The sequence below is a fragment of the Natronosalvus caseinilyticus genome, from assembly GCF_017357105.1.
Classification (GTDB): Archaea; Halobacteriota; Halobacteria; order Halobacteriales; family Natrialbaceae; genus Natronosalvus; species Natronosalvus caseinilyticus.
In genome coordinates this window covers 3,617,615-3,639,060 of the sequence record NZ_CP071596.1, presented here as the reverse complement: position 1 = coordinate 3,639,060, position 21,446 = coordinate 3,617,615, and the positions used below count along the sequence as shown (strand labels likewise).

General features: G+C 65.2%; 22 protein-coding genes. 12 read left to right on the top strand and 10 right to left on the bottom strand.

The annotated features are described in order from the left end of the window. Positions 1-34: 34 nt before the first annotated feature. Positions 35-832 (bottom strand): M14 family metallopeptidase, encoded by a 798-nt coding sequence (locus tag J1N60_RS17645; RefSeq protein ID WP_312909261.1) that lies wholly within the window; start codon positions 830-832, stop codon positions 35-37. A 122-nt stretch (positions 833-954) separates the two neighbouring features. Between J1N60_RS17645 and J1N60_RS17640 the strand changes: the two genes are divergently transcribed. After that, the gene (locus J1N60_RS17640) at positions 955-1,431 is read left to right on the top strand and encodes an MGMT family protein (protein WP_312909260.1); all 477 of its coding nucleotides are present in this window, start codon (positions 955-957) and stop codon (positions 1,429-1,431) included. 179 nt (positions 1,432-1,610) lie between these two features. Next, entirely contained in the window at positions 1,611-1,850 is a 240-nt protein-coding gene (locus J1N60_RS17635; protein WP_312909259.1) for a DUF2061 domain-containing protein, read from the top strand. Positions 1,851-1,857: 7 nt separating this feature from the next. On the opposite strand, the gene J1N60_RS17630 is transcribed toward J1N60_RS17635, so the two are convergent. Genes J1N60_RS17630 through lonB form a run of 3 tightly spaced genes read right to left on the bottom strand, consistent with a single transcriptional unit; the run spans position 1,858 to position 5,517 of the window. Then, positions 1,858-2,205 carry a hypothetical protein gene (locus tag J1N60_RS17630; protein WP_312909258.1) on the bottom strand — a complete coding sequence of 116 codons (348 nt, stop codon included), beginning with the start codon at positions 2,203-2,205 and terminating at the stop codon, positions 1,858-1,860. Positions 2,206-2,237: 32 nt separating this feature from the next. After that, the gene (locus J1N60_RS17625) at positions 2,238-3,215 is read right to left on the bottom strand and encodes a CPBP family intramembrane glutamic endopeptidase (RefSeq protein WP_312909257.1); all 978 of its coding nucleotides are present in this window, start codon (positions 3,213-3,215) and stop codon (positions 2,238-2,240) included. 4 nt (positions 3,216-3,219) lie between these two features. Continuing rightward, positions 3,220-5,517: an ATP-dependent protease LonB gene (lonB, locus tag J1N60_RS17620; protein WP_312909256.1), complete on the bottom strand. Its 2,298-nt coding sequence runs from the start codon at positions 5,515-5,517 to the stop codon at positions 3,220-3,222. Between the two features lie 165 nt (positions 5,518-5,682). Between lonB and J1N60_RS17615 the strand changes: the two genes are divergently transcribed. The 3 genes from J1N60_RS17615 to J1N60_RS17605 all read left to right on the top strand — a co-directional run bounded on the left by J1N60_RS17615 (position 5,683) and on the right by J1N60_RS17605 (position 7,790). Beyond that, positions 5,683-6,201, top strand: coding sequence for a nicotinamide-nucleotide adenylyltransferase (locus J1N60_RS17615; RefSeq protein WP_312909255.1), 519 nt, complete (start codon positions 5,683-5,685; stop codon positions 6,199-6,201). 84 nt (positions 6,202-6,285) lie between these two features. After that, a complete protein-coding gene (locus tag J1N60_RS17610) occupies positions 6,286-6,732 on the top strand; it encodes an SHOCT domain-containing protein (RefSeq protein ID WP_312909254.1) in 447 nt (148 codons plus the stop codon). Positions 6,733-6,896: 164 nt separating this feature from the next. Further along, positions 6,897-7,790 carry an SAM hydrolase/SAM-dependent halogenase family protein gene (locus J1N60_RS17605; RefSeq protein ID WP_312909253.1) on the top strand — a complete coding sequence of 298 codons (894 nt, stop codon included), beginning with the start codon at positions 6,897-6,899 and terminating at the stop codon, positions 7,788-7,790. A 67-nt stretch (positions 7,791-7,857) separates the two neighbouring features. Here the strand turns inward: J1N60_RS17605 and J1N60_RS17600 are convergent, their stop codons facing one another. Further along, complete coding sequence (locus tag J1N60_RS17600) at positions 7,858-8,241, bottom strand: HalOD1 output domain-containing protein (protein WP_312909252.1); 384 nt, start codon at positions 8,239-8,241, stop codon at positions 7,858-7,860. 93 nt (positions 8,242-8,334) lie between these two features. Next, positions 8,335-9,879, bottom strand: a complete 1,545-nt coding sequence (gene thsA, locus J1N60_RS17595) for a thermosome subunit alpha (RefSeq protein WP_312912616.1) — start codon at positions 9,877-9,879, stop codon at positions 8,335-8,337. Between the two features lie 233 nt (positions 9,880-10,112). Between thsA and J1N60_RS17590 the strand changes: the two genes are divergently transcribed. Beyond that, positions 10,113-10,934, top strand: coding sequence for an amidohydrolase family protein (locus tag J1N60_RS17590; RefSeq protein WP_312909251.1), 822 nt, complete (start codon positions 10,113-10,115; stop codon positions 10,932-10,934). 41 nt (positions 10,935-10,975) lie between these two features. On the opposite strand, the gene J1N60_RS17585 is transcribed toward J1N60_RS17590, so the two are convergent. Next, positions 10,976-11,131, bottom strand: a complete 156-nt coding sequence (locus J1N60_RS17585; protein ID WP_312909250.1) for a hypothetical protein — start codon at positions 11,129-11,131, stop codon at positions 10,976-10,978. A gap of 149 nt (positions 11,132-11,280) precedes the next feature. On the opposite strand from J1N60_RS17585, the gene J1N60_RS17580 reads away from it, so the two are divergent. After that, complete coding sequence (locus tag J1N60_RS17580) at positions 11,281-12,345, top strand: M42 family metallopeptidase (protein ID WP_312909249.1); 1,065 nt, start codon at positions 11,281-11,283, stop codon at positions 12,343-12,345. Positions 12,346-12,576: 231 nt separating this feature from the next. Further along, positions 12,577-13,275 (top strand): plastocyanin/azurin family copper-binding protein, encoded by a 699-nt coding sequence (locus J1N60_RS17575; RefSeq protein WP_312909248.1) that lies wholly within the window; start codon positions 12,577-12,579, stop codon positions 13,273-13,275. A gap of 93 nt (positions 13,276-13,368) precedes the next feature. Here J1N60_RS17575 and J1N60_RS17570 read toward each other — a convergent pair whose 3' ends face one another. Then, on the bottom strand, positions 13,369-13,890 hold the full coding sequence (locus tag J1N60_RS17570) for a type II toxin-antitoxin system RatA family toxin (protein ID WP_312909247.1): 522 nt from the start codon (positions 13,888-13,890) through the stop codon (positions 13,369-13,371). A 340-nt stretch (positions 13,891-14,230) separates the two neighbouring features. On the opposite strand from J1N60_RS17570, the gene J1N60_RS17565 reads away from it, so the two are divergent. Beyond that, entirely contained in the window at positions 14,231-15,112 is an 882-nt protein-coding gene (locus tag J1N60_RS17565) for a sensor histidine kinase (RefSeq protein WP_312909246.1), read from the top strand. A gap of 386 nt (positions 15,113-15,498) precedes the next feature. Here J1N60_RS17565 and gatB read toward each other — a convergent pair whose 3' ends face one another. Then, positions 15,499-16,983: an Asp-tRNA(Asn)/Glu-tRNA(Gln) amidotransferase subunit GatB gene (gene gatB, locus J1N60_RS17560; RefSeq protein WP_312909245.1), complete on the bottom strand. Its 1,485-nt coding sequence runs from the start codon at positions 16,981-16,983 to the stop codon at positions 15,499-15,501. Between the two features lie 134 nt (positions 16,984-17,117). On the opposite strand from gatB, the gene J1N60_RS17555 reads away from it, so the two are divergent. Then, positions 17,118-18,413, top strand: coding sequence for an alpha/beta fold hydrolase (locus J1N60_RS17555; RefSeq protein WP_312909244.1), 1,296 nt, complete (start codon positions 17,118-17,120; stop codon positions 18,411-18,413). 339 nt (positions 18,414-18,752) lie between these two features. On the opposite strand, the gene J1N60_RS17550 is transcribed toward J1N60_RS17555, so the two are convergent. Next, positions 18,753-19,811, bottom strand: coding sequence for a M42 family metallopeptidase (locus tag J1N60_RS17550; RefSeq protein WP_312909243.1), 1,059 nt, complete (start codon positions 19,809-19,811; stop codon positions 18,753-18,755). A gap of 132 nt (positions 19,812-19,943) precedes the next feature. Between J1N60_RS17550 and J1N60_RS17545 the strand changes: the two genes are divergently transcribed. Beyond that, on the top strand, positions 19,944-20,276 hold the full coding sequence (locus J1N60_RS17545; RefSeq protein WP_312909242.1) for a hypothetical protein: 333 nt from the start codon (positions 19,944-19,946) through the stop codon (positions 20,274-20,276). 177 nt (positions 20,277-20,453) lie between these two features. Continuing rightward, positions 20,454-21,413, top strand: a complete 960-nt coding sequence (locus J1N60_RS17540; RefSeq protein WP_312909241.1) for a zinc-dependent metalloprotease — start codon at positions 20,454-20,456, stop codon at positions 21,411-21,413. The last annotated feature ends 33 nt before the right edge of the window (positions 21,414-21,446 follow it).

The following is a 21,446-nucleotide window of genomic DNA, read 5'->3' as shown; positions in this document are numbered from 1 at the left end:
ACTCGTCGGCGGCCCGACCGGCAGGACGAATCGCTCACTCGGCGACTGTGGAGGCGGTCAGCGTCTCGAGTTTGCGCGCGGTGTACCCGAAGACGTTGCGGTAGCCGTAGGGGGACAGCAAGACGGGATAGAAGGATTCGGTGGCGACCTGCTTATCGCCGTCGGCAGCCGCGAACGCCGCGCCCTCCTCGACGCGCTGGAAGTTGTCGACGAACACCTCGTAGGTGTCGGCGGCCGCCTTGTCGATCCGGTCGACGAGCTGGTAGACCGGGAGGTCCCGCCGAACCGTATCGCCCGGGAGCGCCCCGACGGCGGTCAGGAACGCCCGCGTCAGGCGGTCGGCGTTCTCGGCCGCGGCGTCGCTTCCCTGTAGCCCGCACTCGACCTCTATCGCATCGGCCCCGCTGAATAGTCGCCCGCCAGCGAAGGGGCCGGTTTCGACGAGCGCCGTCACCGGCAGCTGCGGACACAGGTCCCTGGTCGTCTTGCTCAGTTCGTCGACGATGGCGAACGGATCGGCGTGGCTCTGCGTGGAGTGCATCGAGAACGTGAGACAGCCCTCGAGTTCCGCCCCGAGTTCGTGGGCGAGTCTCCCCTCGTGGGTCTCCGCCTCCGGGTGACCCGGGAACGCCCGATTGAGGTCCTCGTCGACGTACCTGACGCCGCGCTCGAGGGCCTCCTCGTTCGCGATGACGAGCTTCACGGGGCGTTTGACCGACGGTTCCTCCTCGATCAGCCGTTCCACGGCGCGGACGCCGCAGGGCTCGTCGCCGTGAATGGCGGCGACGACCGCGAGTTCCGGCGTCCCGGTCCCGAGCTGTACGACTCTCATCGGGCCGTCCTACGCTCGTCGGCCCCAAAGGGGATTCGGTCGACGACAGTCCGCGAGAACGACCTGTTGTCGTCGGCGACAGCGGGCGAATATTCAAGGCGCGGCCGTCCCTGCACTCACCTATGAACGACTTCGCCGATGCGGACGCGGGCATCTACGCGTTCGAGTCGACCTACCTCGAGCGGTTCGTCCAGGTCGGGATCGCCAGCGGTCGAGTGGTGTCGGTCTCGTTCCCGGACCAGCCGGACGAGAACGCCGTCGTCGGGGATCACCCCGTGTTGGATCGCTTCGCCGAGTACCTCGAGGGCCTTTCCGAGGTCGACTTCGCCGATCTCGAGGTGGCCCTGACCGTACCGACCGACCAGCGATCGGTGCTCGAACAGATTCGTGGGATTCCCTACGGAGAGAACGTCGACGTCGCCACCGTCGCCCGGATGGCGGGACTCGATCCCGAGGACGAGGACGACACCATCCTCGTGCGCACGGCGCTCGACGAGAATCCGATCCCCATCGTCTTCCCCGACCACCGGGTTCGGGACGGTCCGAGCGCCGCGCCACCACAGGTCGAGCAGAAGTTGCGCTCGCTCGAGGAACTGTAGCCGCTGGCCTCCGTTTCTAGAGTGCCGGTCCGCCAACGAGCACTCACGACCGACTGTCCGTGACCGATCCTGTTTTCGGAGCGACGATTCCCGGGACTGACGTAACTGAATATGGTTTCTTATTCTGGGAAAAGATACCATACGTGGTTATTATTGCCCCTCGAGTGGACCAACGGACTATGCTCGACGATATCGTCTCGCGATCGGCACTCCAGGCTCGAAAACGAGCCATCGCGAAGACCCTGTGTTACCGCCTGTTCATGATCCTAATTACGACGGTCGTCGCCTGGGTCGTCGTCGGTGACGTCGGCGCGGCGCTCAACATCGGGATCGCGACGAACGTCGTGAAAACGGGGACGTACTACCTCTACGAGCGGACCTGGGATCACATCACCTGGGGCGTCTCCGCGCCGGCGTAGCTCGCGATCACGAGGCCGTCCAGATCGCGTAGACGTAGAGTCCGATCCCGACGAAGACGGCGATCGAGGCGATGGAATCGATCAGGATGTCGACGACGACGACCGCGACGAGCTGGGCGATGCCGCCGACGACGAGGCAGACGCCGGCGCCCCCGAGCGGGGAAAACGTCTCCCTGGCGTTGGAGAGGAACACGGCACCGACGCCCAGGGCAACGAAGCCGAATACGGCGTTTGCAGCGCGGCGAACGACGAAGACGTCGGCGACCTCGGCGTAGAAAAACAGCGCGAAGTAGAGCACGATCCCGACGACGATGGCTCGCTGGACGGTGTCCGAAACGGACTCGAGTTGCTTCATACGCGTTCGAGGGCGGCCAGGTGTTTAGATTCTTAGCTTCCGGTGATCGTCTCGAGCACCGACTCGACGGGCTCGAGTCCCAGCCCCTCGTGAACGACGAACTCGAGGGCGTTGACGAGGTAGTGAGCGACGACGACGGCGAGCAGGCTCTCCGTGACGATGAACAGCGCCGCGAGGACGAATCCCAGGAGGCCGGTGACGACGATGCCGGCGGGCCCTTGCATCCCGTGGCCGATCGCGAACGCGACCGACGACCCCGCGGCGAGCAGCCAGATCGGCACGTCGAAGCCGGCATCGAGGGCGCCGATCAGGGCCGCACGGAAGAGAAACTCCTCGAAGAACGCGACGACCGGCAGGACGGCGACGAGCAGGACGACCCACCCGCGAACGTCGTCTGGGGCCAGCAGTCCACGAAGCGCCTCGTCGTGGTCGACCCCCAGGCGAGTCGCCAGCGCGGCCCCGACTTCGTTCGCCGCGTAGAGGGCGGCGCCAGCGACCGCGCCGACGAGCAGACCGCTCCGCAGATAGCTCACGTCGAGTTCGATTCCGAGCGCCTCGAGCGGGATCGCGGTGTAGACGGCGGCTCCGAGCAAAATTGCGGCAAATAGCCCCTGTGAGAGAGCGACGTTCGCGAGCAACGCTCCGGTCGAGACGTCGCGAGGGTCGGCTTCAGTCTCCGATCGCGTGGTCTCTCGCGGTTCCGTCGGCTGGTGAGGCGCCCTCGCGTCTACGACGGACGCAACGTCATCGGCCGCCGGTCCGTCCCCCTCGACCGCGGACGTAGCCGCCTCCTCCGGCGGTTCCTCTCGAGACGCCGCGTCGGTCGTGCGATCCTCCGAGTCGGTCCGCTGAAGGGGACGGTCGGTCGAGGAATCGGCCTCGAGTGGCGAAGAACGGCCAACACTCGAGCCGTTCGGCTCCTCGAACGCGCGCTGGGTGAGTACCGACAGAACGAGAAGTGCGACGAGGACGACGCCGGAAAGTCCCGCGAACGCCGCCCACTGGGCCATTCGATTACTGCGGGCTCGGGTTCGAGCCGCCGGTTCCGGTCCCGGTGCCGGTGTTGACCTGGCTCTCGAACGCCGAGCCGGTGATCTGCTTGAGCCGGTCGACCAGCGAGTCCTTCTTCGGTTCGCCCATCAGGGCGACGTCGAGGACCTCGCTGATGTTCGAGCACGGGATGATCTCGATCATGTCCTCGTACTCGTCCTCGATCATGACGTCCTGCTCGTTGGTCCTCGGGATGATGACCTTCGTGCAGCCGGCTTTCGCGGCGGCCTCGATCTTGTGCGTGACGCCGCCGACCGGGAGGACGTCACCGCGGACCGAGAGCGATCCGGTCATCGCGACCGACTGATCGACCGGGATGTCCTCGAGCGCCGAGATGACGGCGGTCGCCACCGTGATGGAGGCGGAGTCGCCGTCGACGCCCTGTTGACCGGCCTGGACGAACTGGATGTGGACGTCCTTCTCCGAGAGGTTCACGTCCGAGAACTTCTTGATGATCGCGGAGACGTTCTGGACCGACTCCTCGGCCATCTCCTTCAGCTTCCCGGTGGCGATGACCTGACCCTGGCCCTGTGCCGGGGCGATCTCGGCCATGACGGGGAGCATGATCCCGCTATCCTCGCCCATGACGGCGAGACCGTTGACGCGGCCCTCGACGCCGCCTTCGTTGACCTGCAGTTCGTAGTCCTTGCGGCGCTCGATGTAGTCGTCGGCGAGTTGCTGTTCGATCGAGCGCGAGCGACTCTTCGCCTGCAGGACGTGATCGCGCGAGGTGAACTCGGCGTCCTCGGCCCGCGCGATGTCGCCGGCGACCCGGACGAGCCCGCCCAGGTTCCGGAACAGCAGGGTGAGGTGCTCCTTGCGACCCGCGCGACGCTTGGCCTCGAGGATGACCTCCTCGACGGCCTCGTGGGTGAAGTGGGGCAGGCGGCCGTCGCGTTCGACCTCCTGGGCGACGAAGCGCGCGTACTTGCGGCGCATCTCGGGGGTGTCCTCGATGGTGTCGTCCATGTAGACCTCGTATCCGTAGCCCTTGATTCGGCTGCGGAGCGCGGGGTGCATGTTCTCCATCGCGTCGAGGTTCCCTGCGGCGATCATGACGAAGTCACAGGGGACGGGTTCGGTCTGGACCATCGCGCCCGAGGAACGCTCGGACTGGCCCGTGATGGCGAACTCGCCCTCCTGGATCGCCGTCATCAGCTTCTGCTGGGTGCGGACGTCGAGGGTGTTGATCTCGTCGACGAACAGCACGCCCTTGTTGGACTTGTGGATCGAGCCAGGTTCGACGCGGTCGTGACTCGGGGTCTCCATCCCGCCGGACTGGAACGGGTCGTGGCGGACGTCGCCGAGCAGTGCACCGGCGTGGGCGCCGGTGGCGTCCTCGAAGGGCGCCGTGCGCTGCTCGCCGTTGTTGACGATCATGTTCGGCACCATCGCGTCCATGCCGCGGGAGGTGTACCGGAAGATCAGCCAGATGATACCCGCGGCGAGGATACCGAGGAGAATCTGTCCCGCGAAGAGCGCGTAGACCACGACGATCGCGATGATGATCCACATCAGAATCGACCGCATCTGGTTGCGCTTTCGGGCCTCCTCCTTGTGGGCCTCGATGATCTGTTCGCCCTTGCCCGCCGGCACCGTTCGAACCTTCGGTTCGTTGCCGTCGTCGGGGTTGTGGTAGACGAGTACGTCCTGCAGGTCCTCCTTCGGGAGGAGCTGGCTCATCGCCTTCGCGAGCATCGACTTTCCGGTCCCGGGCGAGCCGATCATCATCACGTGACGGCGCTGTTTGGCCGCCTTGATGATGATGTCGCGGGCTTCGTCCTGCCCGATGACCTGGTCGACCAGTCGGTCGGGAACCTCGATGTCGGCGGTCGAGTCGATCTGGAGGCCGCCGAGCAGGTCGTCTTCGGCGATCTCCTCGTCGATCTCGACGCCCGGGTCGACCTCGACCGTACTGCCGAGGTCCTCGACGGTCTCGATCTCGTCGTCTTCGTCTGCATCGTGTGCGTCGACGGCCGCCGCGTCGGCGTCCTCGATCCCGTCCTCGAGTTTCTCGAGCGATCGCTCGAGGGGGTCCTCGGGATCGGCGTCGGGGCCTGGCCCGGAGTCACCGCCGGCGTCCTCCGTATCGCCCGGCGATTCGACGGCGTCCGAGTCCGTCTCGTCGGACCCACCACTGGGGGAGTCGGCGGTCGTGCCGTCGTCGGCCGGGGGAGCCGCGTCCGCGGACGAGTCCTCCTCGTCGGGAGGGGTTCCATCGTCGTCCGGCGACGGGCCGTCAACGTTCGTATCGTTGCTCATAAATGGCTATTCGGTATCCGAACCGAAGGGATTGCGACTGATATACTTTCTCCCTTCTCCCGATTCGTGGCTACTACAGATGGGGCGTTAGACGGCCGATTTCGCCGGTTTCGCTCCCGCGGGAACCTCGCCACCCTTAAGAGTCCGACCCTCGAGGTGTCAGGTATGACGCGGGGGTTCTACATCGGCCGGTTCCAGCCCTATCACAACGGTCACCACACCATGGTCGAACGGATCGCCGAGGACGTCGACGAACTGGTTCTCGGAATCGGGAGCGCGGGCGACTCGCACTCGACGCGCAACCCGTTCACCGCGGGCGAGCGGATCATGATGCTCACCAAGGCGGTCCAGGAGTTCGATCTGACGACGTACGCAGTTCCGATCGAGGACCTAGAGCGAAACTCCGTCTGGGTGAGCCACGTCCAGAGCATGAGCCCGCACTTCGACGTGGCGTACTCGAACAACCCACTCGTCGTCCAGCTGTTTCGCGAGTCGGGGGTCGACATCCGTCAGTCCCCGATGTTCAACCGCGAGGTCCTCGAGGGGACGTCCGTTCGCGAGCGGATGATCGACGACGAGGACTGGGAGTCACTGGTCCCCGACGCCGTCGTCGAGGTCGTCGAGGAGATCAACGGCATCGAACGGATCCAGATGGTCTCGGAGGACGACTCGAACGGCGCGTGAGTGGCTTGGACGGTTGAACCCGCCAGTCAGGGACGGGCACCCGAACGGAAACAGCCATAGTGACGGGACAAAACTGTGACAGTAATGGCTGAAGACGAGGATGCGCGAGTACTCACGGGCGAGATGGTCGGCCTGTTTTTCGTCCTCGCGTTCGACCTGCTGGTCGTCGTCGGCGTCCTCTGGTACGTCGGCCAGCTCCCGAGTGCGGTCGCGGGTCTCGTGTTCGGCGGCACCGTCGCCGTCTTTCTCGGGTGGATCTGCTATCGCTGGTGGTCGATTCGTCGGTCGAGGGTCGAACCCGACGAGGACACGGCGGTCGATCCCCTGGGGACGCTCCAGGACCGATACGCGGCCGGCGAGCTCTCGGAAGACGAGTTCGAACGCAAACTCGAGCGCATCATGGAATCGACCGAAGCGGTCGAAGACGCCGGTCGAGAGCCGAGAGACGACTCTGACGACGTGACGATCGACCGACGAGAGGGAGCTACCTGCGACCGGTCGGAGACGAGCCAGGACGAACTGCGCGAGTGAACCGGGCTGATTCTCCCGTGTCGCGATCGACCCTCCCGGGTCCTAATCGACCCCAGGCCACAATCGGCTTTGATCACGAGCCGTCCGTCCTCGAGGCGTCACCGGGTGTGCTACGGTGAGAGCGAGCCGTATCGGCTTTGAGGGACCGCCCCGTATCGGCGACCATGATCACGCTCGCTTCGGACTTCGGCTCGCCCTACCCGGCGGCGATGAGGGGCGTCCTCTGTTCGCGAACCGACGCCCGCCTGGTCGACGTCTCTCACGACCTCCCCAGGGGCGACGTTCGCACGAGCGCGTTCTGGTTGCGCGAGACACTGCCGTACTTCCCGCCGGCGACGCACCTCGTGGTCGTGGACCCCGGCGTCGGGACCGACCGACGGGCGATCGTCGTCCGCGCCGGCGACCACGTTCTCGTCGGCCCGGACAACGGCGTGCTCCTCCCGGTCGCCCGCCGGTTGGCTGGCATCGAGGAGACGGCATCGAGCGACGGTAGCAACCTCGGGACGACGAGTGACGACGGCGCCCTCGAGGAGACGGCGCCGAGCGACGACCCCAGCCTCGAGACGTTCGCCGTCGACGAATCGGGCCTCGAGACGCCCGTTCCGTCAGGTCACCACACGAGCGGTGGAAGCACGACCTTCCACGGTCGGGACGTGTTCGCTCCCGCCGCAGCGGCCGTCGAAACCCGGGACGGGGCACTCGAGGATCTTCCCTGGCTCTCCCGACTGACGGAACCCGTCGACTGCAGAGTTTCGGTGGCCGACGTCAGCGAACCGAACGCAGTGACCGGCGAGGTCCTCGCCGTCGACGACTTCGGCAACGTCATCACGAACGTCCCGGGCGACGTTCTGGAGGAAGCCGAGAACGTTCGCGTGAACGACGAACACGTTCCCGTCGGCGAGACGTTCGCGACGGTCGCTCCCGGCGAGCAGGTTGCACTCGTCGGGAGCCACGGCTACGTCGAACTCGACGTCAACGACGGCCGCGGCGACGACGCCTTCGGCCTCGGGGTCGGTGACGAATTCGTCCTCGAGCGGGTGCCTCCCGTCGACGGGTAGCGGCGGTGGAGGTGAGCCTCGTCGCATCCACTGGTGCGGATTCGCCACCATCGCTGGCGGGGAGTCGTCATCCCCGCTTGCGCGGGTCGATGACGATCTCACCGCTTTCGTGAATTCGTATCCTGCATTCGGCGTACTCGAACGACACCACGAGCGCGTTCGTTCCGCCTCGAGATCGAGATTGGGATCGAGACTGGAATTGGGGCCGCACACCGCGGGTGAAGAGGTCGTCGAGCGCTTCGGGATCGACCGCTGCCGCCAGCGGCTCGAGCGACTCGAGGTCGGTCTCGAGGGCTTCCGAGACGGCCATCAGGACCGCGGTCGTAACCGGTTCGTATGTCCCCCCTTCGTACCATGTGTGGTACGTCCCCCGACGGTCGTCGTAGTAGATCGGTCGGTCGGCCGTGCCCCCGGCTCGAACCAGCCGATCTGTCGGTGAGCGATGGGACATACATTTTCGTATGGTATGTCACAACATAACACTATCGGCTGCGATCGGACGACGTGAACGGTCGAGAAAAACGGTAAAACGGACGCGAGGGCGTTATTCGGCGGCGATGACGTCGTCGATGCGGACGATCATCGTCGCGGCTTCGGTGGCACTCTCGACGGCTTCGCGCTTGACGTCGGCGGGATCGACGACGCCGTGCTCGACGGGGTCACCGATGGTGACGGTCTCGCCGTCGGTAATCAGTCCGGCGCGGCCCTCGGCCTCGTGGGCGGCGCGGAGGTCGACCAGCGCGTCGATCGGGTCCTGTCCGGTGTTGCCCGCGAGCGTGCGCGGAACGATGTCGAGCGCGTCGGCGAAGGCCGTCACGGCGAGCTGCTTGCGGCCCTCGATGCCGGCCGCGGCCGAGCGGATTTCGTCGGCGATGGCGATCTCGGTCGCGCCGGCGCCGGGGACAACCTCGCCCGAGTCCAGCGCCGCGGTGACGACGTCCAGGGCGTCCTCGATGGCACGCTCGAGTTCGTCGACGACGTGATCGGTGCCGCCGCGGACGAAGACGGTGACGGCCTCGGCGGCTGCGCCACCCTCGACGAACGCGAGGTCGTCGTCGCCGTAGGTCTCGGTGCGGACGCGGTCGGCGTGGCCGAAGTCGTCCTCGGCGAGGTCCTCGAGGGCGCCGACTCGGCGAGCACCCGTCGCGTTGGCGACCTTACGAGCCTTCTTGTTGGTGATGTCCGCGAAGGTGAGGATGCCCTCGCTGGCGAGCAGCGAAGCGACGCGGTCGTCGACGTCGTCGGTCGTGAAGAGCACGTCGACGCCGCTGTCGATGACGTCCTGGGCGTACCGGCGGAGTTCGTCCTCCTCGGCGTCGAGGGCGGCGTTGAGCTGGTCGATCGAGTCGATCGAGTACTCGGCGTCGACCTCGCCCGTCCGGATGCCGAGTTCGACGTCCAGGATGGCGACCGAGGCGTCCTCGACGCTCGTGGGCATCTCGTCGTGAGCCGACTCCTCGTCGATGACGATCCCGTTGACCAGTTCGGTCGCGTTCGAGGACGCGCCGACCTGGGTGTGGATCTCGACGTTGTCGCGCTGGACACCCTCGTCGGAGTTGACCTGGCGGATAGCACCGACGACGGTCTCGGCGAGCGTCTCCGTCTGGAGACCGCCGGTTCCCTTGCCGGTCATGCTCGAGACGGCGACCTGCTCGAGCAGTTCGTCGTCGACGTCGACGTCGAGAACCTGATCCTCGATGGCCTCGAGGGCGATGCGCGCGGCCTCGTGGTAGCCCTCGACGATGGTCGTCGCGTGGACGTCCTGCTCGATGAGGTCCTCGGCCTCGGCGAGCAGGTTCCCGGCGAGAACGGCGGCCGTCGTCGTACCGTCACCGACTTCCTCCTCCTGGGATTCGGCGACCTCGACGATCATCTGTGCGGCGGGGTGCTCGATGTCCATCTCGTTGAGGATGGTGGCGCCGTCGTTCGTGATGACGACGTTCCCGCTCGAGTCGACGAGCATCTTGTCCATGCCGCGCGGGCCGAGGGTCGTACGTACGGCCTCGGAGACCGCCTTCCCGGCCATGATGTTCGACGACTGCGCGTCGCGGCCCTGTGTTCGGTTGCTGTCCTCGCTCAGGATGAACATAGGCTGTCCGCCCATGCGTCGCTGTTGTGCCATGTGTGAAACCTCACTACTTGTATCGTCAGCACTTCTATAAAAGTATTTCGGAGCCACCGCGGTTCCCTCTGGCGATTGTGTGACGGATGCACACGCCACCTCGCTGGGTCGGTCCCGTTCGGCTCGACGGCGAATTGCCCGTCCTGGTCGAGAGCGGAAGTCGGTACGCCCATGTGTGTCGACCGCAAACGCACGGGCGAATGCTCGAGCTGGAACACGACTTCCGCGTCGTCGACGTCCACGCTCGGCTGTCCCCGGACGGCAGGGGCGACCCGTCGACTCGAGTGCCCCCGGCGACGCCCGACCGAATGGAACGGGAGATGCACCAGGCCGGCATCGTTCGGGCGGTCGTCTTTCCGGGAACCAGGCCCGACGAGTCCTACGTCGCCGCGAACAACGGCGTCGCCCGTCGGAGCGTCGAGCGGCCGTTCGTCGCCTTCGCCCGAATCAACGGCGTGAACGCGCTCGAGACCGACCGAACAGGGCGGTTCCGAAACGCCGTGAGCCGCCGCCAGCCGTTTCACACGACTCCCGAAGACGTCGAGCAGTACGCCTACGACGACCGGTTCCACGGGTTCGTCCTCGACCCGGCGGTCGACGGCGTCCCCGACGAGGCCGTCCTCGCGGAACTCGAGGCCGCGTCCCTACCGGTAATCGTCCGTGGCAGCGAGGACGCGCCGCCATCGGCGCTCGTCGATCCCCTCCTGGATCGGGGGTTTCCGGCGATCGTCTCCCACGGGGGCGGCCCCTCGGTCAGTCGGCCGTCCGCCCACACGTTTCTCGATTTGCTCGAGACCGTCGACGACTGCTACCTCGAGACCAGTGGCGTCCGCTATCGGGAGGTTCTCGAGCGGGCACTGCTCGAGCATCCCGACCGCGTCCTCTTCGGGAGCGGCGCGCCCGACTGGCACCCGAACGTGGCCATCATGGAGATTCTGACCCTCGACGTGTCGGCGGACAAACTGCGCCGCGCGTTTTCGAAAAACGCCTGCCGCGTAATCGACTCGTTGCGGCCCGAGTGACTCGGCGGGCGGAATTTGCAACGAGCAAAACCAGGGCGGCTTCAGTGACGATTGAGCCGAACCAGTAACCCGCCGGAGAGCGCCATCATTACCCCTCCCCAGAGTACCCAGAGCACCGCGTTCTCGAGTTCGTACACCAGCCAGAGCGTGACGACGAAACAGACGCTTAGCCCGAGGATTCGGCGATCGGCTGCCATTGCCCACCACTCGCGTCTCGAGTATCGTGAGGGCGTCGGTTTCGCGTTCGTCCCGGACCGTCGTGATCGAGTCGCAGTCCTCGAGTACGAAACCGGCACGCCGAACCCGTTCCCACGCACTTATGCGCATTCGGGCGACAGACTCGGACATGTCTCAACCGTTCGATCTCGACCTCCTGACCGAACTCACCGAGACCAGCGGGGTCCCGGGGTACGAAGACCGGATTCGCGCCCTCGTCGAGCGCGAGTTCGAAGAGAGCGTCGACCGCGTACGCATCGACGCGATGGGCAACGTCGTCGGCACCATCGAGGGCGAGAGCGACTACAGCGTCGCCGTCGCCGCCCACATGGACGAAATCGGCTTTATGGTCAAGCACGTCGCCGGCGACGACGACGGCTTCGGTTTCCTCCAGCTCGACGCCCTCGGCGGCTGGGACGCCCGCGTCCTCAAAGCCCAGCGCGTAACGATCCACACCGATGACGGCGACCTTCCCGCCGTCATCGGCTCGCCGCCGCCGCACACCCTCGACGAGGAGGAGCGCTCGAAGACCCCCGAGGTCGACGACGTCTACGTCGACACCGGTCTTCCGAAGGACGACCTCGAGGAGCGCGTCTCGGTCGGCGACCTCGTCACGATGGACCAGTCGACCGAGCGCGTCGGCGAGACCGTCACCGGCAAGGCGCTCGACGACCGCGTCTGTCTGTTCGCCATGCTCGAGGCCGCTCGCCGGATCGAGAATCCGGACGTGACGATTCACTTCTGTGCCACCGTCCAGGAGGAAGTCGGCCTCCGCGGGGCGAAGGCGCTAGGTGTCGACGTCGACCCCGACCTCGCCATCGCCCTCGACGTCACTATCGCCAACGACGTCCCGGGCTTCGAGGCCGCCGAGCACGTCACCCGCCTCGGCGACGGTGCCGCGATCAAGCTCAAGGACGGGAGCGTCATTACCAGCCCGAAGGTCCACCGCCGACTTCGGAGCGTCTCCGAGGACGAGGACATCGACCACCAGCTCGAGATCCTGCCCGCCGGGGGCACCGACACCGCCGGCTTCCAGAACACTCGCGGCGCGAAGCCGGTCGGCGCGCTCTCCATCCCGACGCGGTACCTCCACACCGTGACCGAGATGGCTCACGTCGACGACGTCGCGGCGACTATCGACCTGCTCGCGGCGTTCCTCGAGTCCGAGACCGGCGAGCACGACTACCGCTACTGAGCGTTTTCCGTCCGATTCGAGCGTCTTCATCCGTGCGTCGTCGCGTGCCATATCGAATCGGCTTCTCGCCTCACGTTGCGATCTCGCCTCGAGAAACCGGATACTTACACTATATTTTTTATACCAATGTTCGAATCGCGCCCTCTTCGTGTGAACCAGCGGCGACAATCGTGGCGAGTGACGAACGATGGAATCGAAGATTTCAGTACCGGGCGTTGCTAACCCCCTGGTATGAACCCATCCGAGGACGAGACACGACTCTCACGGCGACTCTTTCTCGCCGGTACGGCGGGGACGGCGGTCGCCACCGGCGTGAGTGCGAGTGCACTCGCACAGGAAGACAACGAGACGGATACCGGCGACGGCAACGAAACTGACGGCGACGGCAACGAGACGGCCGAGGATGGCGGTGAAGCGGACAACGAATCCGAAGACGGTGGTGAAGGAAACGAATCCGAAGACGGCGAAGGCGAGGGCAACGAATCCGAAGACGGCGGTGGCGGCGGAGGCGGCGCCACCGAAACCGTCGAGGTCGACGACAACGAGTTCGTCCCCGATAGCCTCTCGGTTGCACCCGGTACCACGGTCGTTTGGGAGTGGGTCGGTGACGCCGACCACAACGTCGCTCCCAGCGAGATCCCGGACGATGCCGAGTGGGAAGGACAAACCGACCTCCAGTCGGATGGGTCCTACGAGCACACGTTCGACGTCGAAGGGACCTACGACTACATCTGTGAACCCCACGTCAGCGTCGGCATGACCGGCAGCATCGAAGTTGCCGAAGGAGCCGGCGGGGGTGGGGAGGGCGGCGCCATCTCGGTAGTACCGGACGCCGCCTGGACGCTCCTCGTCGCGACGCTGGCCGGCGTCCTCTCGACGCTCTCGCTCGTGTACGGCTTCATGCGCTACGGCGGCGACTCAGGCGAGTAACTCGAAATCCACGAACGCAACCTCTTTCTCTCACTCTCTCGGATCCTTCGAAGCGACAGACTCACGCGCTTCGACTCTCGAAACTCGAGCCCGCTATGGCCCCTCGTGAACGGTCAACTCGATCGACCGACGTTCACCCTCGACGTCCGCCACGAGGCGTTCGAGGACGCGCCGGGCCTCGTTCATTAGTCGCGGCCGTAGTTTGTCGATCACCCACCCCATCGAGACGAATCGGGGGAGCGAAACGGCGTCCTCGCTAGCCGAGTGCGGGTCGTAGACGGCCTCGAAGTAGAGACGACTGGCAGTCTCTTCGCTCGGCGGCGCCGCGTCGGGTGCGGGCTCGACGCGCCACTCGCCCTCGGCGTCGAGGTCCTTCGTCAGTCGCCACTCGAGTGACGTCGGCGCCGACACGTCGGTGACCTCCGATCGCGCCGTGTAGCTGAGCTTCCACCAGGCCAGCCGCAGGTCGTAGCGCGTTCCTGGACCACCGTCGCCGTCGACGGTGACCGACTCGAGGTGGTCGGCGTAGCGCGGGTACCGCGAGAAGTCCGCCAGGTACGGAAACACCTCCTCGGGCGAGCGATAGACGACCGTGCTAACGAGGATTCGGTCCACACCTCGAGTATCACGAACGGGACTGTAACTGTGACGGACCGTTTCGAGGTGAGGCACAGCCTCGCGTTTCGTATTCCACCTCCACCTACCTCCTCTCCCACTCCCCAGGCCGCTCGCAGACGACCGTCGTCCGATCCGAATCGCCCCTCGACGGTTGCGACGAGTACGTCTCCAGAGCCGCTATTTTTATGCGAATGCCTCCCAATATCGTGATATCACCCCTAACCCCTCTCCCGACACGAAGCGGTTGCGACCGCCATCGAACGGCCATCGACACGTCATCGAAAACGTCCCCAACGGTATCCTGGTACTATTCGACGACTCTCTCCGGTACCGGATTGTGGGCCCGCGCACCCTTCCGTTTTCAGGAAAACCGACAGCCGAGATGGTCGGCGAATCACTCGACGAGCTCTTCCCCGACGAAACCGCCTCTCGGCTCGAACCCGAACTTCGCGAAACGCTCGAGGGAACGTCCCGCTCTTTCGATATCGAGTACGACGGGCGCGTTCACCACGTCGAGACGAAACCGGTCGCGATCGAGGACGAGCTCTACGGCGTCTTGCTCACCCAGGAGGTCACAGAACCCCGCGAGACGGCGGCCGAACTCGAGGCACAGAACGAACGACTCGACCAGTTCGCGAGCATGGTTTCTCACGACCTCCGAAATCCGCTATCGATCGCGTTCGGCGAGCTCGCGTTGTATCGCGAGACCGGCGACGAAGACAGCCTGGATCGCATTTCGGACGCGCTCGAACGGATCGACGATCTCCTCCTCGACCTGACGATACTGGCTCGCCCCGGCTTGCAATCGGTCGACCACGGTCCGGTTTCGGTCGAAACGGTCGCCCGTGACTCCTGGACGATGGTCGAGACGAAAGACGCTGCCCTCGAGGTCGACGATTGCACCGTGATCGGTAACGATGGACAGCTACAGGCCCTCTTCGAGAACCTGTTTCGAAACGCGATCGGCCACGGTGGGGCGGACGTGACGGTTCGGGTCGGTCCGCTGGCTGACGGGTTTTACGTCGAGGATACCGGCTCAGGTATCGGTGCGTCGACGCGAGAGCGAATCTTCGAGCACGGATTTACCACGGGATACAGCGGGTCCGGTATCGGCCTGACGATCGTCGCACGAATCGCCGACGAGCACGGACTCGAGGTGACGCTCGCGGAGAGCGAGAAAGGTGGTGCACGCTTCGAATTTCGACCCTCGAGCGACTGAGTGGGGAAGACGAGGATAGAGTGCTGGAAAGTGTGAGCACCCGGGCATCCAGTTCCCTTTGCTATGGTGAGAGCCGAGCACTAGCTGTCGGCGGCCGGGATTGCCCGGTGAGTAGCGTCACGACGGTTGCACGCGTGTCTTACAGCTCTCCGCCGCAGATGTGACACGAGTCGGGCTTCAGCGTCGACTGGTGGACGAATTCACAGTGTGTACAGCGGACGACGATGGGCTCTTCTGAACAGGCCATTACTCACTCGTTTCATATAGACAATCGTGTATGTTTCGGAGAGGCACAAGAATTGCACCAACTGAGAACGAACCCGGCTCAGATTCCCACCCGATCCGCCACAGCCCCGAAACGGACTCGAACCGCGTTTCAGTCCGTCTCAGTCCTCGAGTTCCGCGCGCAATAGTCCGTTGACGTCGCCCGGATCGGCGCTCCCGCCGGTCTTCTGCATGACTTGCCCGACGAGGAAGTTGATTGCGCCGCCCTCGCCGGCTTCGTAGTCGGCTACTGCATCGGGATTCTCCTCGATGGCCTCGACGACGGCCGTCTGGACTTCGTCTTCGTCGGTCTTTCCGAGTGCCTCGCGCTCGACGATGGCGTCCGGCTCGTCGCCGTCGTCGAGCATCCCGCGGAGGACGACCTCCTTCGCGTTCTTCGCCGTGATCTCGTCGGTCGCAACGAGTTCGACCAGTCGTGCGACCTCGTCGAGCCGTCCCTCGAGGTCGGTGACGTCCATGTCGCGGTAGTTGAGTTCCCCGAGGAGTTCGTCGGCGACCCAGGTCGCCGCCAGGTCGGGATCGAACGCGCTGGCGACGTCCTCGTAGAAGTCCGCGACCTGCTTCGTGGAGGTGAGCTTCGAGGCCGCCTCCTCGCCCAGGCCGTACTCCTCGCCGAAGCGCTCGCGACGGGCTTTGGGGAGCTCCGGGATCGTAATCTCGTCCTTCCAGTGAGAGACCCGCAGCGGCGGCAGGTCGGCCTCGCGGAAGTACCGGTAGTCCTTCTCGGCTTCCTTCGAGCGCATCGAGACCGTGATCCCGCGGCTCTCGTCCCAGTGGCGGGTCTCCTGTTCGACCTCGCGACCGCGCCGAACCGCGTTCTTCTGGCGGGTCTCCTCGTAGGCCAGCGCCTTCTCGGCGCCCTTGTGACTCGAGATGTTCTTCACCTCGGTTCGGTTGGCCGCCTCGAGTGCCTCGCGGCCGATCGAGCCGTTGCCGTCGACCTCCTCACCGTCGACGATCGAGAGATTGGCGTCAATCCGCAGGCTGCCGTCGCGCTCGGCGTCGAAGACGCCCAGGTACTCCAGCACTTCCTCGAGTTCCGCGAGGAAGGCCCGAACCTCCTGGGGACTGCGGAAGTCGGGGGCCGTGACGATTTCCATGAGTGGCGTGCCGGCGCGGTTGTAGTCGACGAGCGTGTAGTCGGCGGTGTCGATGCTGCCGCCGACGTGCTGGAGGCTCCCGGGGTCTTCCTCGAGGTGGGCGCGTTCGATCGTGATCTCCCGGCGCTCGCCCTCGACGGCGACCTCGAGTTCACCGTCCTGACAGATCGGCTCGTCGTACTGCGTAATCTGAAAGTTCTTGGGGAGGTCAGGGTAGTAGTAGTTCTTCCGGTGAAAGCGGGTCTCCTCGGGGATGTCGGCGTCGATGGCCTTGCCGATCTTGACGGCAGCTTCGACGGCGGCCTCGTTGAGGACGGGCAGGGCGCCGGGAAGGCCCAGGCAAACGGGACAGACGTGCTCGTTGGGGCCGTCGGCGGGGTCGGTGGAGCAGCCACAGAAGATCTTGGTGTTCGTCTCCAGCTGGACGTGCACCTCGAGACCGATGACGGTGACGAGGTCCCCTTGCTGGACGGTTTGTGCGGTCATTGGAAGCGATTTAACCTGCGGGCGCTAAAGGATAACGGACCCGGTGCAGTCACGGATCAGCGCTCGAGGCGGAGAAGCGTCTCACGAACTTGTCAAAGTATTTATTACCACTTCGGTAAATAACGATTTATACGATGGTTCCCTCGAGAAACGCCGAGGATACGGTACGTGAGTTCGTTACACGGTTTGGGGACGGGTCGTTCGCCCAGGCGACCGACCTGCTCACTGCGGACGGTCGAACGGCGGCCGTCGAGTCGTTTCCCGACGAATTTCAGGAGCCAATGGACGCCGAGGATGCACTCGAGTTGTACTGGCTGGGGCTCTATGCACAGTACGGCGATTTCGAGGGTGTGGGCGAGGTAGAGGTGGACGTGGATGAAACCGGCACGAACGTCACACTCGAATTCGAGGACGGTACTGAATGGGCGAGCATCGACATCGACGACGGCACCGGCATCACTGGGTTCTCGTTCTCCTCCACGTACGAGATCCCGGGATACGTCGACAGGAGCGCATTCAGCGAGCGCAACGTGACTGTGGACACCGGAGACGTGAACCTCGAGGGCGTTATCGCGATTCCCGACGGTACCGGCCCGTTCCCGGCCGTTCTGCTCGTCCATGGTGCCGGCATCCACGACCTGGACGGAACCGACGGCGCGTCGAAGATTCTCAAAGACCTCGCGTGGGGGCTCGCTAGCCAGGGGATCGCGACGCTCCGGTACGAGAAACGGCTCGCGAAACACGAGGTCGAGGACGAGAACTACACGCTCGACACCGTCGTCGTCAACGACGCAGTCGCGGCGGTGGACGAACTCGTTACGACCGACAAAGTAGCTGAAGACGCCGTATTCGTCGCAGGACACAGCCAGGGAGGGATGTGCGCCCCGCGAATCGCCGCTCGCCACGGTGACGTCACAGGCATCGTCGCTCTCGATGCGCGGGCCGACTCGACACTCGATCCTGACCACCTCGCGATCCTGCGCTACGAGTTCGAGCCGGATGGCAACCTCAGCGAGGACCAGGAGGCCGAACTCGAGCGCGAACGTGAGACGGTTCGACGCTTGTCCGAGGGCGACTACGCCGATGACGAAACGATCTGGGGACGTCCGGGGATCTGGCACCGCAGCGTCGGAGCCTACGACCCTGCGGGTACGGCGAGCAGTTTGGACGTTCCGTGCTTCGTTCTGAAGGCCGGCCGGGCGGACGAGGAGATGCAACCGGAACTCGCCGCGTGGTTCCGCGACGAATTCGAGAAGTGGCGAACCGTGGACCTCGCGGACGGGAGTCGTGTCGAGTTCTACGAGGGTCTCGATCACTTCCTCCAGAAGGGGTTCACTCCTGCGAATCCGATGGGCCTCTACTTCGGTGGAAACGTCGCGGAGTGCATCGTCTCGGATCTCGTTGGTTGGATTGACGACATCGCACGGTAAGCATCTAATTCGGCCCGGCGTAGATGTCGCTCGTTCGAATAGTGTGTCACCCGGAACACTAACGTCCAGCATCATCCCGTGGCGGCGCGCCGCGTCTGCTGGCTAACCCTCGTGCCGGGCGGGTGGGTTGTAGGTCCACTACCTGTCGTGGCGGTGAAACCGCCGAACGGCTGTCGCGTACCCGGGTTCGCCGAACGGTCATCGCACCCGAAGTGGGTCTACTCGGTCGGGGACTAAAGGTACGCACCCGAGCTAGGCGACGACGCCGCTTATATACTGCGGTCGTTTCTCGAGCGATTGCCGGTCCGGGTCAACGCCCGCTCGAGGCGCCGATACCGATCAGAGATCCACCGAAAACGGCGTGAACTCGTGGGCCGAACTCGCGAACGAGCCCAGCAGATCGGCGATGTCCTCGAGATCCTCGGTATCGACCACTTCCACCGGGGTGTGCATGTACCGGTTGGGGACGCTCACGACCTGGGAGGGAATCGCCCCCGCGGCGGTAAAGAAGCTGTCGGCGTCCGTGCCAGTGCCGAGGCCGAGGGCCTCGACCTGGACCTCAATTTCTTCCTCGTCGGCCACCGTTCGGAGGGCGTCGAAGAGGACTGGATGGTTGGTGCTGCCGCGGCCGAGTGCCGGCCCACCGCCCAGTTCCATCTGGCTCGTCTTCTCGCTGGGTGCAGAGGGGTAGTCGACTGCGTGACCGACGTCGACGACGATTACGGCGTCCGGCTCGAGGTCGAAGCCGACCATCTTCGCCCCTTTTGTTCCCACCTCTTCCTGGACGGTCGAGACGGCATAGACGGTGGCGTCGGTCCCACTCTCGACGGCCCGGCGGAACGCCTCGGCGGCGATCCAGGTGCCGACGCGGTTGTCCATGCCGCGGGCCGCCAGTCGGGTCTCCGAGAGCCAGGAAACGCTCGAGGAGAAGGTGATCGGGTCGCCGACGGCAACTCGCTCGGCTGCTTCGTCCTCGTCTTCGGCGCCGATGTCGATCCAGAGGTCCGAAATTTCGGGCTCGTCGTCGTCCTCGCGCAGGTGGATCGCCGTCTGGCCGATCACGCCCTCGACGGGCCCGTCCTCGGCGTGGACCGTCACGTGCTGGCCGCGAGCGACGGAGGGGTCGCTGCCGCCGATGCGTCCGACGTTGAGGAAGCCGTCGTCGTCGATCGAGCGCACGATGAAGCCGATCTCGTCGGCGTGGCCCGTCAGGGCGATTTCGGGGCCGTCGGGGTCGCCCTCGTGAACGGCGATCGCGTTGCCGTAGGCGTCGGTCCTGACCTCGTCCGCGAACTGCGAGACGTAGTCGATCCAGACGCGCTGGCCGCGGGTTTCGTACCCCGACGGAGAGGGCGTCTCGAGGAGTGAAACGAGAACGTCGCGTGGCTGAGATTCCATAGTGAGTGGTCGGAAGGCCGTGATTTGAACCTGTTGACTCTTCGCGTCCACTCCGGATACGGACTCGTACTCTTCCAGCACGCGGCGACGACCAGCACAACTGGTAAATGACCGCCCGTTGTGGGGCTCAGTATGGGCGATAAAAACATCACCCTCTTCGAGTTGCACCTCGACGGAGAAACCCAGTTCGGACCCAGGAGCCTCAGCGAGAAACTCCCGTTTGGCGACGAGGGAAGCCTCGAGACCGAATCGGAGTCGAAGTCGGAATCGGAATCCGAACTCGAATCCGCGACCGACGACGAGGACGAAGCCGCGGCCGACGACGGCGGCAGGGGAAGCGCCCTCGGCGTCGTCGTCGCGCTCGTCGTCCTGGTCGGCATCGCCGTCGCCGTCAAGAAGTTCCGTGGCGGCGACGAGGAGGAGACGGTCGAGCCGGAAGACGAGCCGGACGTCATCGTCACGTAAGCGACCCGCTCTCGTCGGTCGTCGGTTCGATCCACACACTCGTCGGTTTGGTCGATCGCCACCCTCGCGCGCCTCGAGCCGGGTCGCCGCCGACACGGCGATTACCCGAGCGAAATCGACCGACCGCGAGACGCCACGCGACAGAACGCTTTTTGCTCCCGTCCGCTTACTCGAGGTGTGAATCTCTATCGCAGCGTTCGCGCCGTCGCCGGCGCCTCCGGTGACGACGCGGTCGACTGGCGCGCCGCGGCCGAAGCCGCGAAGGCCTCGACCGAACCCGGATCGCTCGACCTCGAGCCCGACGAGGAAGCCGCCTACGCTCGCGACGTCCGGGATGCCCGCGCGGGCGTCCAGGAGGCCGCTGGCCTCGAGTTCGACGTCCCCGAAGTCGTCGAGATCCAGAATCGGCACCACTGGATCGACGCCAACATCGCCACCTTCGAGCGCGTGATGGCGCCCATGGAGTCCCAGCTGGGCGCGTTCCCCGGCGCCGCGCGGACGATCAACACCGGGACGATGACCGTTTTGCTCGCCTTTCTCGGACGAAACGTCCTCGGCCAGTACGACCCGCTGTTGCTCGCGGAGACGCCAGACGAGGACCACGCGCTGTACTTCGTTCGCCCGAACATCCTCAAGGCCGCGGAGGTCCTCGAGGTCGATTCTGACCGGTTCCGCCGCTGGATCGCCTTCCACGAGGTGACCCACGCGGCCGAGTTCGGCGCCGCGCCATGGCTGTCGACCCACCTCGAATCGCGCATGCAGGAGGGCATCGACGCCCTCGCGGAGGGGTCGTTCAATCGGGACGCGTTCCGCGAACTGGACGTCACGATGACGGTCGTCGAGGGGTACGCCGAGTTGCTGATGGATCACGCGTTCGACGACGAGTACGCGGACCTTCGGCGGAAACTCGACGCCCGTCGACAGGGGCGCGGGCCGATCCAGCGGCTGTTCAGGCGCCTGCTGGGCCTGGGTCTCAAACAGCGCCAGTACGAGCGCGGCAAGTCGTTCTTCGAGGGGGTCACCGACGCTCGAGACGTCGCGTTCGCGAGTCGGGTGTGGGACCATCCGGACAACCTGCCGACTGGCGAGGAACTCGACGATCCTGGACACTGGGTTCGTCGGCTCGAGCGCGCGTAACCCTCGCTCCCTCGAACTGTTCTTCTCTCCAAG